We start from the raw sequence: 16,968 nt of genomic DNA, 5'->3' as shown, positions 1-16,968 counted from the left end.
CCGAATTGCACTTCGCCCGAATTGCACCTCGCCCGAATTGCGCCTCGGGATCACAGGAAATCAGAGATTTTCTGGGAGTTGCGATGTAATCGCAACAGTACGCAGTCCTCTTCGCTAGCTCTGCTTCGCTCAAGAGGACTAATTAATAAATGCTGGGACATCTTTTTCGCTTCTTTCCGTGTCTTCAGTGGGTCATCTTTTAGTTAAGATTAACCAGGGAATTTCAGTATTAGATTATGAATACTGCATGAAAAATATTCTTTTTCTATCTCTTTTTCACGTCTTTTTATTCTTTCGGATTTCTTTTTATTTCTTCCTTTTTTACTTTTTTCTTTTCTTTTGAATGGTTTCCAAACAAACTGACATGGGCGCTTATATTTAACTGTGGATTGAAATGCGGTTTCGGAATCAGGAGAAGTATTTCTCAAGCCAGGGAGATCTTTTTGAACTTTCTGGTAAGCAGCTTGAGGGAACAGTTGTAAGGATTGTGGAATGCGAAGGTCCCATTCATTCAGAGGAAATACTCCAGCGGATAAAGTCCCATACAGGAATCTCCCGCATGCTCGGTAAAATCAAACAGAGAATAGATGATTCCATAGCATCGGCGAAAGTTCGGGAAAATCCTGGCAAGAGAAGGATTTTACTGTTCGGTCTAAGAACCTGCATATTCTTGCGCAGGCGTGACGCTGATGCATATGCAAAGATCGAATGTATCTGCGATGAGGAGATAAAAGAGGCTGTCCATTTTGTCCTTGTAACCAGTACTCAACCCTGCTTTCGGCAGGTAAACCTATAAATTAATATCATTAATTTTATATCTCTTTCTTGGTTATCCCATGGCAGAGAAAAACAGTAGTAGAAGAGTTGAATCCTCCTTAAAACGTACACGGTTCTTAGGTCACCTAGGTCTTATGGCTGGAGTTTTCCGAGAACTTGAAGTTGACAAACTGATCGATGAGAAACTTCCCAAAGAACGGAATCATAATGTTCCTCACTCAGTCTGCATCCTTGCCATGGTACTCAATGGTCTAGGTTTCATAGGGCAACGTCTGTACCTGTTTCCTGATTTTTTCAAAAACATTTCTACTGAAAGGCTTTTTGGAGACGGTATAACAAAAGAAGACCTGAATCAATATGCTATCGGAGAGACTCTTGACAAAATCGTAAAATATGGCCCTACAAAACTGTTTACGGAAATTACCCTTCACATTATGGCTCGTCTACCTATTCCTGTTCACTGTTTACACTCTGACACTACAAGTGTCAGCGTTTATGGTGATTATGAAGACGAAGAAACTGAGTCTATTGATATTACTTTTGGAATTCCCAAAAACGGAAGATGGGACCTCAAACAATTTGTACTGAGCTTGATTGTTAATCAGCATGGAATACCTCTTTTCATGAACACACATTCAGGAAATGCTTCCGACAAAAACACAATTCTGGATGCAATAACGTCTCTCAAATCAGTTTTAAGACCTGAAAGCAAAGTGTACTATGTCGCTGATAGTTCCTTTTACACAGACAATAATATCCAGAATATCGGAAAATCATTCTGGATCAGTCGTGTTCCTGCAACAATTTCCGAGGCAAAGGAACTGCTAACTGCAAATCTGAACCTGAAAACGCTAAAAAGTGATGAGAGGTACTCTTTTTATCAAACCTTTGTGGAATATGGCGGAGTCAAACAAAAGTGGGTTTTGCTGCTTTCTCACAAGATGAAGGAGAAGAAAGAGAAAACTCTCAGGACGAAACTTGACAAAGAGGTTGAAAAAGCAGAGAAGGCTTTTAAAAAGCTGAAAGGAGAGGACTTCTTCTGCGAAGAGGATGCATCAAAAGCTGCAGAGAAATGGATTAAAGAATTCCCTTCTATTGTTTTTGAAAAAGTTGATTTGAAATCCATTAAAAAACGTGAATCAGGTAAAAGAGGCAGACCTTCTAAAGATGAGGAATTAAAGACTTATTTCAGGATTGATGGAAGCATAAAGGTTAATGATGCTTTTGTTTTGAATGAAATGGAGAAAATGGGACTTTTCATTCTTGCGAGTAATGATATCACTCTTTCTCCGGGAGAGATGCTGAAGTATTACAAAGGACAGGACAATGTAGAAAAAGGATTCCGATTCTTGAAAAGTGATACATTTAGCATATCGAAAGTCTACCTAAAGAATAAAAGCAGAATTGAAGCACTGGCTATGACAATGGTTCTCTGCTTAATGATTTATTCAATTGCAGAATGGAAATTAAGGACAAAATTAGAGGAAGAAAATGAAACGGTTCCAGATCAAAAAGGAAAGCCAACAAAAAGACCTACGATGAGATGGATATTTGTCAATTTCCAGGGAATTACAGAACTTATTTCTCAGAAAGAAGGTGAAGTAAATTCAGAAATACTGAATATGGAGGATCTTCACTGGAAGATATTGGGTCTCATGGGAGAGAAATATGAAAATATCTATCTCTAATTACGTTAACCTGCCGAATGTAGGATAAAATAGTCAGGAGACGTAATTTTACACTTTGGATCTGAAATCAACTTATGTAATAACTCTACAGTCTCTTCAAGATCTTTTCCTTTTCTTGGCACAATGATTTATGAGTTGATTATTACTTATATCCTTACTTATTTAAGTTTAAGATATTAACAAAACCTCATTACGGATATCCTAAAAGCCAAGCTACAATATTATCATTAAATCAATATGTTTTTAAAGATCAACAAATCCGAACAGAAAGTTTGAATTTGTTTTAATATATTAAAAACTAATATATATCAAATGGGAAAAGTTGATTTCAGTTGGAACGTAGAACTGAAGATAAAATAATTTAGAAGTTGGGCAATTCGTAAGATTAACTGTAAAAAATGTTTATCGAACACAATTGTCTAAAAATTAGTGCAGTTGAGTGTATTAAATAGACTTTGTTGCAGGAGACTTGATAATAGGCTTTTTAGCTTCCCTCTTAGTCTTATTATAATACTTATTAAGTAGTTCGATTAATTCTGCAAAAAACTCGTTGTCATTAATAATTTGGAGAACATTACGATCTTTAAAATTTTTAACCCACTGTATTTCGTTAATTTGATCTACGTATGAAATATTACTTATATTGTTATTAAGTTCATTAATGAATTCTGTACTCTTATTCGTTTCAATGAAATTATCCATAAAGCTTCTCTTGTTACCCAAATAACATATATCAATTTTTTTGTTATTGTCAATAATATTTAACAGATCTTCAAACTGTACAAGTAGTTTAGGGTCTGATTCAAAAAGTAGTTTGAACTCTTCTTTATGATTCCTCATAGTTTTTGTAACCTGTAACAAGCAGGTTTCAACATCAGAAACAGATTTGTTTATTTGGTCTATGATTTTGTCAACTGTATATTCAGAATTTGTAGGTGGTAATTTTGATCCAAGAAGATACGCCCCTAATAAAGTATAAGAACTTAACAGCAACTTATCATAAGCTCCCTGTAGAGCTTCAACTTCTGGCTCGAAGTCTTCAAAGATAACTTCAATAATTTCACGTTTATATATCTCACTCTTTCGGTTTTGAAGAATTTCTCTGAAAAAGTTCAACAATTCTATAACTAAACCTGCATCCATACTACTTCATTCCCCCTTAACATATAAATCTATAGAAATTAGATCCAATATATTCATTATAGCAAACTAGGATATAACTGTTTCATTTATTTTTAAAACACAGCTATAAGAAAATAGAATATCTTTAGAGAGAAATCATCTAGCTGCGATTTAGTTTACTTTTTTGAAATTAGTGAATAATATTAAGAATCAGTCTTTGAGTGTAACCAAAATGAAGGATATAAGCTGACAATTGACGATAAAATAGATTTTATAGAGACTGTGGAAACTCTGGAGAAGAATGTATGATTTAACAGATTGTGGATTGGGTGAAAGAGAATTCTTTTTGGGTTCTTTGTTATTCCTATGAATAGGGTGATTTTTAATTCAAGACCGCAATGATTTTTATAAGGAGATCAACACAAAACAATGAAGAGCCATTAAATTAAATCACTAACCACACAACCCCACAAAACAAAAACTTTATATTCGAATTTTACGTACTTCTTCCCACAGCACTGTACATAGATGAACATTATACTTCCGCAGCGAAAGCAGCGATAAAAGTTCCTAAAAATATCTTTTCGAATTCTCGAAACAATTTTACTGGATGATTTGAGAATTCAGGTTCGTTTTCAACCTCATTTTATTCCTTTGAGGCTTGTCAAAATTATCCATTTCATTAAATATTACCCAAGATCCGAGATGAGCTTATTTGACTGAAAAAAAACTGTTAATGGGTAATGAAGCCATTGCACTTGGAGCTATAGAAGCCGGAGTCCAGGTAGTTACCGGGTATCCGGGAACCCCCTCGACCGAAGCTCTGGAGACAATTATCCGGTATGCGGACAGGTGCGGGATTTACACCGAGTGGTCGAGCAACGAAAAGGTTGCACTTGAAACGGCTGTAGGGGCGGCTTACTCCGGGGCAAAGGTTCTTGTGACCATGAAGCAGGTAGGGTTAAACGTTGCATCCGACCCCCTGATGAGCCTGACCTACATCGGCGTAAAAGGGGCTCTTGTCCTGCTTGTTGCTGATGACCCGGGGCCTCATTCTTCCCAGACCGAACAGGACACGAGAGCTTTCGGGCATTTTGCAAATATTCCTGTCCTTGACACTGCAAACCCGCAGGAAGCTTACGAGCTTACAAAGCTGGCTTTTGAGCTTTCCCACGAATTCGAAATTCCTGTCATCCTCAGGACTACCACACGGGTTTCACACAGCTGCGGGGATGTCGAACTTGCAGCTGCAGAACCAGACCTCTCAGAACCCTCACAACCTGCTCCAGCTGGAGTTCCGGTTAAAGCTTCATGTGAGGGCTTTACAAAGGACAGGCGCTGGACGATTTTTCCAAGGCTTACTGCAGAGCGGCACCCCTGGCTTGAAAATGTGCAGGTGCAGCTATCCGAGCGCTTTTCAGAGCTTTCGTACAATTCAGTTTCAGGCTCTGGAAAAATAGGAATTATAGCTTCAGGGGTTTCGGCTCTTTATGTAAAAGAGGCTGTAAAGGTCTTTGAAGAACTTTTCACTATCTTCCGGGTCGGGACAGTATATCCTTTCCCGGAAAAGGTAGCCCTTTCTTTCTTAAAGGGGATTGAAAAACTGATAGTTGTCGAAGAACTTGACCCCTACCTCGAAGAACAGGCTCTCCAGCTTATAGGAAGGGCTCACCTGCCCGTTGATGTTTACGGAAAAAAGAACGGCTTTTTCCCGGTGAGCGGGGAATACAATGTTGATCTTATTATTGACGGCGTCAACAAAGTGCTTGCAGACCTCAGGGAGACTGCCAGCCTTTCCCACGCTTCCCCTGCAGTTTTGAGAGGTGAACTTCCACCCCTGCCGATCCGAGCTCCTACTCTCTGTGCTGGCTGCATGCACAGGACCGTTTTTTACGCATTTAAGCAGGTTGCAAAACAGCTTAAAAAGGACACTCAGGTTGAAACTATTTTTTCCGGAGATATTGGCTGTTACACCCTTGGAAACGCACACCCTCTCAATATGGTTGATACCTGCCTCTGCATGGGGGCAGGGATGAGCATTGCAGGTGGGCTTTCCCGCACGAACCCTGAGACAAAGCAGGTGGCTTTTATCGGGGATTCAACCTTTTTCCATTCCGGCATCCCTGCTGTGGTAAATGCTGTCTACAACGGAGCTGATGTTACCCTTGCAGTCCTTGACAACCGCACAACCGCCATGACAGGGCACCAACCCCATCCGGGGATAGGAGTGACTGCCCTAGGGAGTGCTTCAAAAGCCATTGATATTGCCGGTGTGATCCGGAGCTGTGGAGTTGAATTTGTAAGATCCGTAGATATAGACAGCCTGGGAAATAGTCTGGAAAGCTGTATTCGGGCCGCAAAAGAAGCTATGGAATTTAAAGGCCCTTCCGCAGTCGTGTTTAAAGGAAAATGTGTAGGGATTACAAAGCCCAGTACACGGTTTAAAATTGATACTGAAAGCTGCACAGGCTGCGGGTTCTGCGTAAAACAGCTTGGGTGCCCGGCAATTTTCCTCCCTGCGGGAGAAGATAAGCCTCTTATCCAGGACAGCTGCAGCGGCTGCGGGCTCTGTGCACAGGTCTGTCCTTCCGGAGCCATAAGGGAAAGCGGGGTGAAGAAATGAAGGGCGAAGGAATAAAACCTGAAGGAACAAAACTTCAGAGAATAAAGTATGATATCCTGATTGCAGGTGTCGGAGGGCAGGGTGTAGTGCTTGCTTCCCGCATGCTTGCGCTTGCTGCAATGAAAACCGGATATCGGGTGAGTACTGCCGAAACAATAGGCATGTCTCAAAGGGAAGGTTCGGTAAGCAGCCATATAAGGATCGGAGATGAGATCCAGGGCTCCCTTATCCCTGCAGGTCAGGCAGACCTGCTTATAGGGCTTGAACCTGCAGAAACCGTAAGAAACCTACCTTTCCTGAAAAGGGACGGAAAAATCATAGTGAACTCTCATGCCGTACCCCCCGCATCAAAGCCTCCTGGAAGCCCTGAATATGACCCTGAAACTTTGCTATCCTTTCTGGAAGCACACATCCCGGGCATGCTTTGCCTTGATTTCACACAGCTTGCAGAAGAGGCAGGCACACATAGGGCTGCAAATGTTGCAATGCTAGGAGCTGCTGCAGGTACAGGTATGCTACCTTTTTCACGAGAAATTATTCTGGCAGTACTTGAAACAGAAATTCCTGAAAAACACAGAGCTGTAAACAGGGCTGCGTTTGAAGGTGCGATCGAAAAAATTGAGATAATCTCCGGGTACCCGCACAGGGAACAGACGGAGAACAGAAGGTGAAATTGAATGTATGAAGCATTCTTGGAGTCTGAGCTAGATCCGGATGTCCAGCTCTACAATCCCAAACTCTCAGAAGAAGATACCCTTGCAAAACTGAAAAGCCTGCTTAAACGTGTAGTTGAGGGCAGCCCGTTTTACCAGAAGAAGTTCAGGGAAGCAAACGTGGATATCGAAAAAATCAGGTCCCTGGAAGACCTGAAACTCCTTCCTTTCACACACAAAGAGGAACTGAGGGATGCCTATCCCCTCGGGCTGCAGGCAGTGCCTGATTCCGCAGTTGTCAGGATCCACTCTTCCTCAGGGACAACCGGCAAGCCTGTCATTATCCCCTATACCCGGAAGGATGTTGATGTCTGGGCAGAGCTCATGATGCGCTGCTACATGCTGGCAGGCCTTACCAACCAGGACAGAATCCAGATAACACCCGGGTACGGGCTCTGGACTGCAGGAATAGGGTTCCAGCTTGGAGCCGAGCGCCTTGGAGCAATGGCAATACCTACAGGTCCGGGAAACACCGAAAAACAGCTTGAAATGCTTACCGACCTCAAGACTACGGCTCTTGCAAGCACCTCTTCATATGCACTTTTGCTTGCTGAAGAGATCGAAAAGCGCAATCTAAAGGACCAGATCAACCTCCGGGTAGGAATTATCGGCTCGGAACGCTGGAGCGAAAAGATGCGAAACCGGATCGAAACCGAACTAGGAATCGAGACCTTTGACATCTATGGGCTTACCGAAGTCTATGGTCCCGGAATTGCTCTTGACTGTTCCTTCCACGAAGGGATGCATTACTGGTCCGACCACCTGCTTTTTGAGATCATCGACCCTATAACTGGCGAGCAACTTCCAGAAGGCACTCTTGGAGAGCTTGTTATTACCACCCTCACAAAAGAAGGCGCTCCCCTGATCCGCTACAGGACAAGAGACCTGACGCGCATAATTCCGGGACTCTGCAAATGTGGCTGCCCCTTTCCGAGAATTGACAGAATCCTCGGCAGGTCTGACGACCGCATAAAGTTCAAAGCAGTAAACATCTACCCGGGTCAGATCGAGGACATTATTCACAGGGTCCCAGGAGTAAGCAGTGAGTACCAGATCCTCCTTACGCGTAAAGACGGCAGAGAAAGCATGACCTTCAGGGTTGAACTTGAAGGAGCAGAAGACCCTTTAAAGAAAGAAAAAACTGAAAAGGCCCTGGGAAAAGCGTTCAAGGACTTTATAGGGGTAAGCGTTGATATCGTGGGCGTGAAGCTTGGAGAACTTCCAAGAAGCATGAAAAAGACAAAAAGAGTAATCGATGAAAGGGAACTTTAAAATCCTTTCATTATTTAAGTTCCCCTTCATTGACCTTTAATCGACCCGTTTTAGTACCCTGTTTCACTAACTTTTTTATTGCCCTGTTTATTGCCCTGTTTTATTGACCTGTTTTATTGACCTGTTTCATCGTCAATGCCTGTTTTATCGTCAATATAAGTTAGTCTGTTTATTGGAGCGTATTCGACTTTAATGTCTTCGGATGAGGTGGGTTTTTCAGGAGCTTTTTCCTTCTGAATATCGGTTTTATATACGACAGTCCTGTAAGGATATGGGATTTCGATACCTTCACTATCAAAGCGCTTTTTAATTGCTTCTCTAATTTCGCACCCTGAGCCGTATGCATCACTCCTGTCCTTAAACCAGACCTGCATGCGGAGATTTACGGCAAAATCGCCAAGCTCTGTCACATATACTTTAACCTGTCCTCTTTCCCTGAAATCCGGGTCTACAGTATGGAGTACGGACGGGTTCATGAACCCATTTGCAAAGGTATCGGATTTCAATATACCAGGCCTTACAACACTATATTCCAGGGTCTGAGGAGACATGACCTTCGGGTGTTTTCTGGCTTCTTCGATCATGATTTTCTTTGCCAGGCTTATATCGGAATCATAGCTGATTCCAACATCCAATGGCCAGATAACTGCAGGGTCTTCTATGGTCCAGTTAACTATTGCTTCACTACTGATTACCGAATTGGGGATAATAAGGCGCCTGTTATCCCAGGTTAGAATAACCGTATGCCTGAGGTTAAGGTCCGTAACCTTTCCGAATTCGTTCATAATAGTCAGCCTATCTCCGACCCTGAAAGGCTGAAACAGAGCAAGGGAAATGCCTGCAATAATGTTGCTCAGCGTGTTCTGGGCTGCAAAACCAATTACTATACCGGCGAGCCCTGCCCCGGATAATAGGGCTACGGAGAGACTAGCCAGGCTAGGGATATTGAATATTATAACAACCAGACCTATAAAATAGACTGCTGCAACCGCAATGTGCCTGACCATCCGGAAAGTCGTGATATCCATATGCAGCCTGCTGTTTACTCTTTTAAAGTAACTTTCCGTAACGTTGTTTATAGTCCTTGCTACAAGGATAGTTCCCATGCCTACTAAAAGAATGAATACTAGCATGCTGAAGTTATTCGAGAACCAGGCGAAGGCATGCTCTAATATTCTGTCAAGATAGGAAATATTTTCTGCAAAAGAAGCGGGAGTTTCTATAGAATCCAGGGTAGTATTAAGAGTGTCGGGGGTTTCCATGCATTCAACCTTGTGCAAGAAGCCTTATATAAATATTGACTAAAAAATACATGAACTTTAAGAGTGTAAATCAAATTGCGTGCTGCCTCCTTCTTAAAGAATGGAGGTATGCTTCAGGCCGCCCGCTCGGTAATTCTCGTACTTAGAAATCGTTAATTCCCCGTTGTATGGAGTTCTTTAATCTGTGTAATTAAAACTCTGTTTTCTGTTTTCCGTTTTCTCTGTAACTCCTTGATGTAATACTTGATTGTGTCAATACCTACGTTTCCAATGGATCTGATGCCAAAAAACAAACTTATTTTACAAAGAAGAGATGATTTAGAGATTTAAACGAAAACAAAAAGAGACGAGGATTCACTTCATCCCATCCTGAAGGATATGATATTCGTAGCCTCCGCAGGCCCTAAGTAATAAATTTCTGCAAAAGATTGAAGCAGCTGAAATAGTAAAAATAAGGTTAAATAAAGGAATTATTCACCGTTATATTGAGATCCCGAATATATCATTCACTGTCTTAAGTCGTTATTGATAAGATCAAAAAGAAACAAATGACTAAAAGCAACCGAAAAACTGTTTCTATCCATTTATGTTTTATCCTTATTTTGTTTTATCCTTATTTTGTTTTATCCTTATTTTGTTTTATTCTTATTTTGTTTATCCTTATTTTGCTTTATTCTTATTTTGCTTATCCTTATTTTGTTTCTATCGATAAACCGTCAGACAGGATGTCAGGGACACTTACGTTTCCCAGAGTTGAAAAGCGATTTCTTAAAAGAGGTTTCCGGAATAAAAGAAAGATTTATCTGGCTGACAGGCAGGTCTAATCACGATCAAGGAAAGAAAACTAAAATATCTCTTCTTAGAATTCGGAACATATCAACCAGTTAAGCAGAGAGCAATGAAGAAAAAGATTAATTAAAAAGATAAATTTAAATAAAGAAGAAGTTTCCATTTATGGGAATCTCCTTCTTTTCTCTTTGAGGACTGTTTTTTCTATATTCTATAGTTTTTACATTACTGTTCAGGGCAAACCTCCTCAGGCATACAGATATTCCTGTCTCATAAAGACCCAGTAACCTTCATAGGGTCTGACTTCGAATTCATCCGCCCCTAGCTGGTTCTCGCCTATTGTCCCGTTAAGGCCATTGTAGCCGACATACTGGTAATAACCTGTAGTGTTATTACCCGGCACCCATGGACCCACAATTTTTGCATACGAGTTGTTATACGAGTTGTTAAGGGTTATAAATGCAGCTTCTGCAGAGACAGTCTCGTTTACGGGTGAACCCAGAGCGTTCCAACCCGGATATACCTGCAGGCTCGGTGGAGCAGTAATCTGCTGTTTCTTCTCAACCGAAGAGAACTGTTCCGAAGCATTGAATTCTGTTCCGTTAGGAACATTGATCCAGTATCCCTTCAGAGGCTCAATGTTTGAGACATCTTCGAAGAGTTTGGTTGAAGCGTTGTAGTAAATCAGGGTGGTATAGTTCACATCCGAAAGCAGGTGATCAACGCTTGTATTGTTGGCTTCGAAAGGAATTGAGAAGAAATACCAGTCTCCGGTCTCGTTGCCAACAGTCTGGTTACCGGTCTGATTACCGTCTGTTTGGTTCCCATCAGTCTGATTTCCATTAGTCTGATTTCCATCGGTCTGATTTCCATCGGTCTGGTTTCCATCAGAAGGAATCCCGCTGCCTGGAGGGATGAGCACTTCGTCAATTATACAGATAACCCCGTTGTTTACAATGATTATCTGTGTGACATTTACGTTTTGTATTGTAATATTGTTCCCTATCGTATTGATCTGAAGTACATTGCCCTGAATGTTGGTGACATTATTCCTGCTGACAAGCTGCTCACGAGTGTATCTCCCACTTATTACGTGGTAGGAGAGAACTTCCCTTAGCAGAGTAGTGTTGTTCATGAGCTCATTGCGGGTTCCCGCTGGCAGCTTATTAAAGGCTTCGTTACTCGGAATACAGACAGTATAAGGTCCTGTTTCGTTCAGGGTCTGTGTCAGGTTTGCGGTCTGCACTGCGTTTACAAATACGGTCAAATTCGTCTGGTTTTGTGCTGCCGGAATGATGTTTGCTCTCGCTCTCAGTTCGGCAACCGTTACATTAGCTACATAGGTAGCATTTTCTATTGCTGCATTCCCGTTTTCTTCAGTTGTATACCAGAAGCTCAGGTTGTCTCCTGCACTTACGTTATTCATTCCGAAGTTTTCTTCAGCAGGTTCTCCATTGATGTAGACGAACCACATCTCTCCGGTTGTATTATTGTTCCTTATGCCCTCAATGCCCTCAAGTACAAGTGACACATTGGTCATACTGGTCATATTTCCGGTTTCATTCCCGGTCATGTTCCCGGTCATATTTTGCAGTACTGACGCGTTAAAGTCGAGCCCGGTTGCATTCAGGGTTCCGAAGTCGGTGAAGTTGTCTATTCTGTAACTCTGGGTAGAGTTTTCCGGCATAAATGTAGTATTTCCCTGAGTGAGATTAACTGAGTCGTTGTACAGCACTGTCACATTTTGTCCTGGCTCGGATTCAGGTTCTGTTCCTTCTTCCGGAATGAGGACCGCGTCTATTGCGTGGATTACTCCGTTGCTGGCATTTACATCCTGCAATATAATCTGTGCATCCCCTACGAATACTCCTTCCTCAGTCACATTGACCGGCAGTTCACTGCCCTGAAGAGTCGTAATGTTGGTCATATTAACAACATCTTCTGCCATCAGCCTCTCCCCTGCAACATGGTAGAGGAGAACATCGGTTAATGTATCAGTGTCGTTAAGGAGAGCTTCGATTGTGCCGTTGGGTAGAGCATTAAAGGCTTCGTCCGTCGGGGCAAAGACCGTGAACGGACCTTCCCCTTTCAGAGTATCAGTCAGGTTTGCAGCCTCAATTGCTGCCAGAAGAGTTGTAAAGTTTCCATCCTCGGTTGCAGTTTCAATAATGTCGTTCTCCTCAGATGGAACCTCTCCTTCCTCTATAGCAACCGTAATGTTTGCCACATAGGTTGCGTTCTCTATTGCAGCCTCTCCGCCTTCTTCAATAGCGTACCAGAAGCTGAGGTTGCTTCCATTACTTACCGGATTCATTCCGAAGTCTTCTTCAGCCTCTGTTCCGTTTATATAAACAAACCATCCTTCTCCGGTTACGTTATTGTTCCTGATGCCCTCTATGCCTTCAAGTACAGACGTATTGGTCATATTGGTCGTATTATCGGTCATATTTCCATTCTGCACTATGGACACATTATACTGAAGTCCGGTTGTATTGAGAGCTCCGATATCTGTGAAATTATCTGCCGTATAGGTCTGCGTGCTATTTTCCGGTGTGAAGGTGAAATTTCCTTCGGTCAGGTTCAATGTATCATTATATAATACAGTCAGGTTTTGTCCAGGCTGAGGTTCTATTCCTTCTTCTATGGCAACCGAAATGTTAGCTACATAGGTTGCATTCTCTATTGCAGCCTCTCCACCTTCTTCAGTTGTATACCAGAAGCTCAGGTTGTCCCCATCGCTTACATTGTTCATCCCGAAATTTTCTTCAGCCGGTTCACCATTGATGTAGACAAACCACATCTCTCCGGTTTCAGTATCGCTCTCAATTCCTTCTATGTCCTCAAGCACAAACGCCACGTCACTGCCAGTCATATTCCCGGTAACGTTTCCAGTTTGGTTTTCGGTCATATTATCAGTCATATTTCCGTCAGTCACGTCCTGCAATACAGACACATTATACTGAAGTCCGCTTGCATTGAGAGCTCCGAAGTCTGTAAGGTTATCTATTTCATAGGACTGAGTATCGTTTTCCGGAGTGAAGGTGAAGTTCCCTGCAGTCAGATTCACTGTATCATTATATAGTTCTGTTAGATTCTGCCCAGGCTCAGGTCCTGGTCCAGGTTCCATTCCTTCTTCTATAGCAACTATAATGTTTGCCACATAGGTTGCGTTCTCTATTGCAGCTTCCCCATTTTCTTCGACCGTGTACCAGAAGCTCAGGTTGCTTCCATTACTTACCGGATTCATTCCGAAGTCTTCTTCAGCCTGTGTTCCGTTTATATAAACAAACCATCTTTCTCCGGTTGCGTTATTGTTCCTGATGTTCTCTATGTCCTCAAGCACAGACATATTGGTCATATTGGTCAGGTTCACACCCTGTAAGGACACATTATACTGAAGCCCGGTTGCATTGAGAGCTCCAATGTCGGTGAAATTGTCTACCGTATAGGTCTGCGTGCTATTTTCCGGAGTGAAAGTGAAGTTCCCTGCAGTCAGGTTCACTGTATCGTTATACAGTACTGTTAGGTTTCCTCCGGGACCTGGACCCATCTCTTCTCCGGCAATAGTAATGTTAGCTACGTAGGTTGCATTCTCTATTGCAGCTTCTCCGTTACCCTCGACCGTATACCAGAAGCTCAGGTTATCTCCCATACTGACATTATTCATCCCGAAGTTTTCTTCAGCCGGTTCCCCGTTGATGTAGACAAACCACATTTCTCCTGTTGCATTGTTATTATTTACATTCTCTATACCCTCAAGTACAAATGACACATCGGTCACATTGTTGGTCATATTTCCGGTTTCATTCCCGGTCATATTTCCTTCAGTCGTGTCCTGCATTGCAGATACGTTGAACTGAAGTCCGGTTGCATTGAGAGCTCCGAAGTCTGTGAGGTTGTCTATTGTATAGGTCTGGGTGTCATTTTCCGGCGTGAAGGTAAAGTTCCCTTCAGTCAGGTTTACTGTATCGTTATACAGTTCTATTGGACCTTCTACCGCTTCTTCCGGAATGAGGACCGCGTCTATTGCGTGGATTACTCCGTTGCTGGCATTTACATCCTGCACTATGATCCGTGCGTTACCTACGAATACTCCTTCTTCAGTAACATTGACCGGAAGCTCGCTGCCCGTGTGGGTAGTAATATTTGTCATATTGACAATATCTTCTGCCATCAGTCTACCGTCTGCCATGTGGTAGTGAAGAACTTCGGTCAATGCACCGGTATCATTAAGAAGAGCCTCAATAGTGCCATTGGGCAGAGCATTAAAGGCTTCGTCCGTCGGGGCAAAAATCGTGTATGGTCCCTCACCTTTCAGGTCTTCAGTAAGGTTTGCGGCTCCAAGTGCCAGCAGAAGAGTCGTGAAGTTTCCATCCTCGATTGCAGTTTCAACAATGTCGTTTTCCTCGGATGGGCCTTCCGGCGGGATCAGTACTGTGTCAATAACATGTACAACCCCGTTATCTGCTGTAACGTTTGCCTGGATGACTTCTGCATTCCCTACAGATACCCCTTCTTCGGTTACATTAACAGGCAGCTCACTTCCCTGGAGGGTTGTGACGTTACTCACATTAGCCAGGTCTTCTGTCATGAGGGTGCCGTTTGCAACATGGTAAAGGAGCACCTGCTCAAGTGCAGCAGGGTCTGCCGTTAACTCCTCTAAAGCGCCTTCCGACATATTATTGAAAGCGTCATCTGTCGGAAGAAACACCGTATGCAGCTCGTCCCCTGTCAGAACAGTATTGAGGCTACTATTATTGAAGGCACCTGAGATAATAGCGAAATTTTCGTTGTCTCCTATCAGATCTATTATAGTCGTTGTCCCTTCTTCCTGTGCCGAACCGGTACAGGTGGCTGCGCTTAATAATAACAAAATGATTAAAGCATAGGCTAAACTGGTTAATCCTGATCTAATCCAAATTCCCCCCTATTTTTCCCTTCAGCAGACCCTAAATCAATTCTATTTTATTCTATTAGATCTGAACCCCTTTTTTGTCTGGCTGAAGTTTTATTTCGTGTGAATATGTATGACTTCCAATGTTATATATCATACAAAGAGTATTAGTATCTTCTTATTAATATTATATTACAATGAATGACAGCGTTTTTATAAAAATTCTTCTAAATCTTATAATAATGAAAGTTCAGTAATTCACGATCTGAGCATTCAGTTTTTTACCTGATTATCTCTGGAGAAAAACCTCATTCTCTTCCATACCAGAGATTAGAAGCTCTATGTCTCCTTACTGGTTCTTTTCAGAGGCCAAATACAGCCTTTCTCTTAATAAAAATCTAAATTTCAGGAAAAAATCTAAACAGGGATATAATAATTATTATTTTTTATTTGTCTCTAAAAAATAGTCTTCTAGAGTTGAAGAAAAGTATGTTTAATATGGATTCAACACATATTTTATATATATATTCACTAAAAAGAGTGCAGCATATAATACTCTGGATTTTACTTAATTTCGGGTTAGACAGATTAAGATTAGATAAACTAAGTTAGATGAACTAAGTTAGATAAACTAAGTTAGATGAACTAAGTTAGATGAACTAAGTTAGATGAACTAAGTTAGACGAAATAAATTAGATATAAATAATCAGTTTAACGGATAAAAACCGGAAAGATATTTTTCAATTAAAAAACAAAAATGAAAGGAAGAAATTACTTCCTTTCTCTGGCGTAAGCAACAATTGCGTCTTTGACTCCGTACTTGAATGCCACCACGATAGCAATTCCCCATGCCAGCGGTCCGAAGAAGAGATAGAGAATGCCTGTGTCAACCAGCATCGTATCCAGAGCGAGCAGGATAACGATAACCAGCAGGAAGCCCCTCAGGAGAGGAAGAAGGACTTCTGTTCCCTCCACGTTCATGCCCCTCATCGTGTTGCCCAGGTAATCCATCACTATATCGATAGAGAGGATCCCTATCATAAGGATCAGGATGCCTATGAAAAGACGTGGCAGATACTGAGTAATATCTATCAAGAGTTGCGTAACCATGTCCAGGTTCAGGATATCAGATACAGCTGTAAGGATGATCAGGTAACCAAAGAGTCTGACCAGCCCGGATATTATACTTGAAGCCGATAATCCCCCTGCTCTTACCGAAGCTCCGAAGGCTGTCTGTTCGAACTTCTCATCCACTCCGGTTGAAAAGAGCAGCTTTCTTATTAGATCGCTGATGAAATCTACGATCAGTATACCTATAAGGAGCACTATCAGTGCGGAGATAACGAGCGGGATATAGTAGATAACCGTATCGACGAAATTGTTCAGGACTTCAATATTCAGAAGATCCAGGATGATTACGGCGAAAATGATATAAACAAACCATCGGATGACTGCATCAAAAAAGCCGACCGTACTCATCTGTGCTCTTCTTATCATTCCCCCTATCACAGTTCTGTCAATCAGGTCGTCAAGTCCGATTTTATCCAGTATCCTTGCACCTATCTTTCCAAGGAATTTCCCCAATATTGTTCCTACAATAATAAGAAGAATTATGGCTACTAGTGTCGGAATAAATGCTATAAACTGATCAAGCATATTGTATAGACTATTCGTAATTTCCGTTTGAACCATATTAATCACCCCTATATTCGATTTTAAAACTGAAGATCTTTCCAAATTCCCCTATTTTTTTGGAAAACTTATAATTATATTAAACATAATATTCTATAAAATGGATAATACATATATTTATCTGCAAACACTTAAA

General features: G+C 41.7%; 9 protein-coding genes. 5 read left to right on the top strand and 4 right to left on the bottom strand.

Translation table 11 applies throughout. The features are described 5' to 3' along the window. The first annotated feature begins 394 nt into the window (after nt 1-394). A complete protein-coding gene (locus ACZ5A8_RS08580; RefSeq protein ID WP_464533356.1) occupies nt 395-796 on the top strand; it encodes a DUF3320 domain-containing protein in 402 nt (133 codons plus the stop codon). 40 nt (nt 797-836) lie between these two features. Then, nucleotides 837-2,465, top strand: a complete 1,629-nt coding sequence (locus ACZ5A8_RS08575; protein ID WP_464529695.1) for an IS1634 family transposase — start codon at nt 837-839, stop codon at nt 2,463-2,465. Nucleotides 2,466-2,909: 444 nt separating this feature from the next. Here ACZ5A8_RS08575 and ACZ5A8_RS08570 read toward each other — a convergent pair whose 3' ends face one another. Beyond that, nucleotides 2,910-3,608, bottom strand: coding sequence for a hypothetical protein (locus ACZ5A8_RS08570; RefSeq protein WP_464533354.1), 699 nt, complete (start codon nt 3,606-3,608; stop codon nt 2,910-2,912). 694 nt (nt 3,609-4,302) lie between these two features. On the opposite strand from ACZ5A8_RS08570, the gene iorA reads away from it, so the two are divergent. From iorA to ACZ5A8_RS08555, 3 genes are read left to right on the top strand one after another with little or no spacing between them, the layout of a single operon-like run. Next, nucleotides 4,303-6,210 carry an indolepyruvate ferredoxin oxidoreductase subunit alpha gene (gene iorA, locus ACZ5A8_RS08565; RefSeq protein ID WP_464533353.1) on the top strand — a complete coding sequence of 636 codons (1,908 nt, stop codon included), beginning with the start codon at nt 4,303-4,305 and terminating at the stop codon, nt 6,208-6,210. Next, nucleotides 6,207-6,881, top strand: a complete 675-nt coding sequence (locus ACZ5A8_RS08560) for an indolepyruvate oxidoreductase subunit beta (RefSeq protein ID WP_464533352.1) — start codon at nt 6,207-6,209, stop codon at nt 6,879-6,881. Before iorA ends, ACZ5A8_RS08560 begins: the two co-directional genes overlap by 4 nt. Before the next feature lie 6 nt (nt 6,882-6,887). After that, the gene (locus ACZ5A8_RS08555) at nt 6,888-8,195 is read left to right on the top strand and encodes a phenylacetate--CoA ligase family protein (RefSeq protein WP_464533351.1); all 1,308 of its coding nucleotides are present in this window, start codon (nt 6,888-6,890) and stop codon (nt 8,193-8,195) included. A gap of 113 nt (nt 8,196-8,308) precedes the next feature. Here ACZ5A8_RS08555 and ACZ5A8_RS08550 read toward each other — a convergent pair whose 3' ends face one another. The 3 genes from ACZ5A8_RS08550 to ACZ5A8_RS08540 form a co-directional block, all read right to left on the bottom strand. Next, nucleotides 8,309-9,457 carry a mechanosensitive ion channel family protein gene (locus ACZ5A8_RS08550; protein ID WP_464533349.1) on the bottom strand — a complete coding sequence of 383 codons (1,149 nt, stop codon included), beginning with the start codon at nt 9,455-9,457 and terminating at the stop codon, nt 8,309-8,311. Between the two features lie 1,036 nt (nt 9,458-10,493). Continuing rightward, nucleotides 10,494-15,119, bottom strand: coding sequence for a fasciclin domain-containing protein (locus ACZ5A8_RS08545; RefSeq protein ID WP_464533348.1), 4,626 nt, complete (start codon nt 15,117-15,119; stop codon nt 10,494-10,496). A 792-nt stretch (nt 15,120-15,911) separates the two neighbouring features. Further along, entirely contained in the window at nt 15,912-16,832 is a 921-nt protein-coding gene (locus ACZ5A8_RS08540) for a mechanosensitive ion channel family protein (protein ID WP_464533347.1), read from the bottom strand. Nucleotides 16,833-16,968: the final 136 nt, after the last annotated feature.

The sequence above is a fragment of the Methanosarcina subterranea genome, assembly GCF_055385895.1.
Note: the sequence above shows the minus strand (reverse complement) of the source record. Positions and strands in the feature narration are given on the sequence as shown.

Excerpts from the sequence above, each read along its gene's own strand:
- ACZ5A8_RS08575 (WP_464529695.1), top strand. The coding sequence starts at position 837 with ATGGCAGAGAAAAACAGTAGTAGAAGAGTTGAATCCTCCTTAAAACGT.
- ACZ5A8_RS08555 (WP_464533351.1), top strand. The coding sequence starts at position 6,888 with ATGTATGAAGCATTCTTGGAGTCTGAGCTAGATCCGGATGTCCAGCTC.
- ACZ5A8_RS08550 (WP_464533349.1), bottom strand. The coding sequence starts at position 9,457 with ATGGAAACCCCCGACACTCTTAATACTACCCTGGATTCTATAGAAACT.
- ACZ5A8_RS08560 (WP_464533352.1), top strand. The coding sequence starts at position 6,207 with ATGAAGGGCGAAGGAATAAAACCTGAAGGAACAAAACTTCAGAGAATA.
- ACZ5A8_RS08580 (WP_464533356.1), top strand. The coding sequence starts at position 395 with ATGCGGTTTCGGAATCAGGAGAAGTATTTCTCAAGCCAGGGAGATCTT.
- ACZ5A8_RS08570 (WP_464533354.1), bottom strand. The coding sequence starts at position 3,608 with ATGGATGCAGGTTTAGTTATAGAATTGTTGAACTTTTTCAGAGAAATT.
- ACZ5A8_RS08540 (WP_464533347.1), bottom strand. The coding sequence starts at position 16,832 with ATGGTTCAAACGGAAATTACGAATAGTCTATACAATATGCTTGATCAG.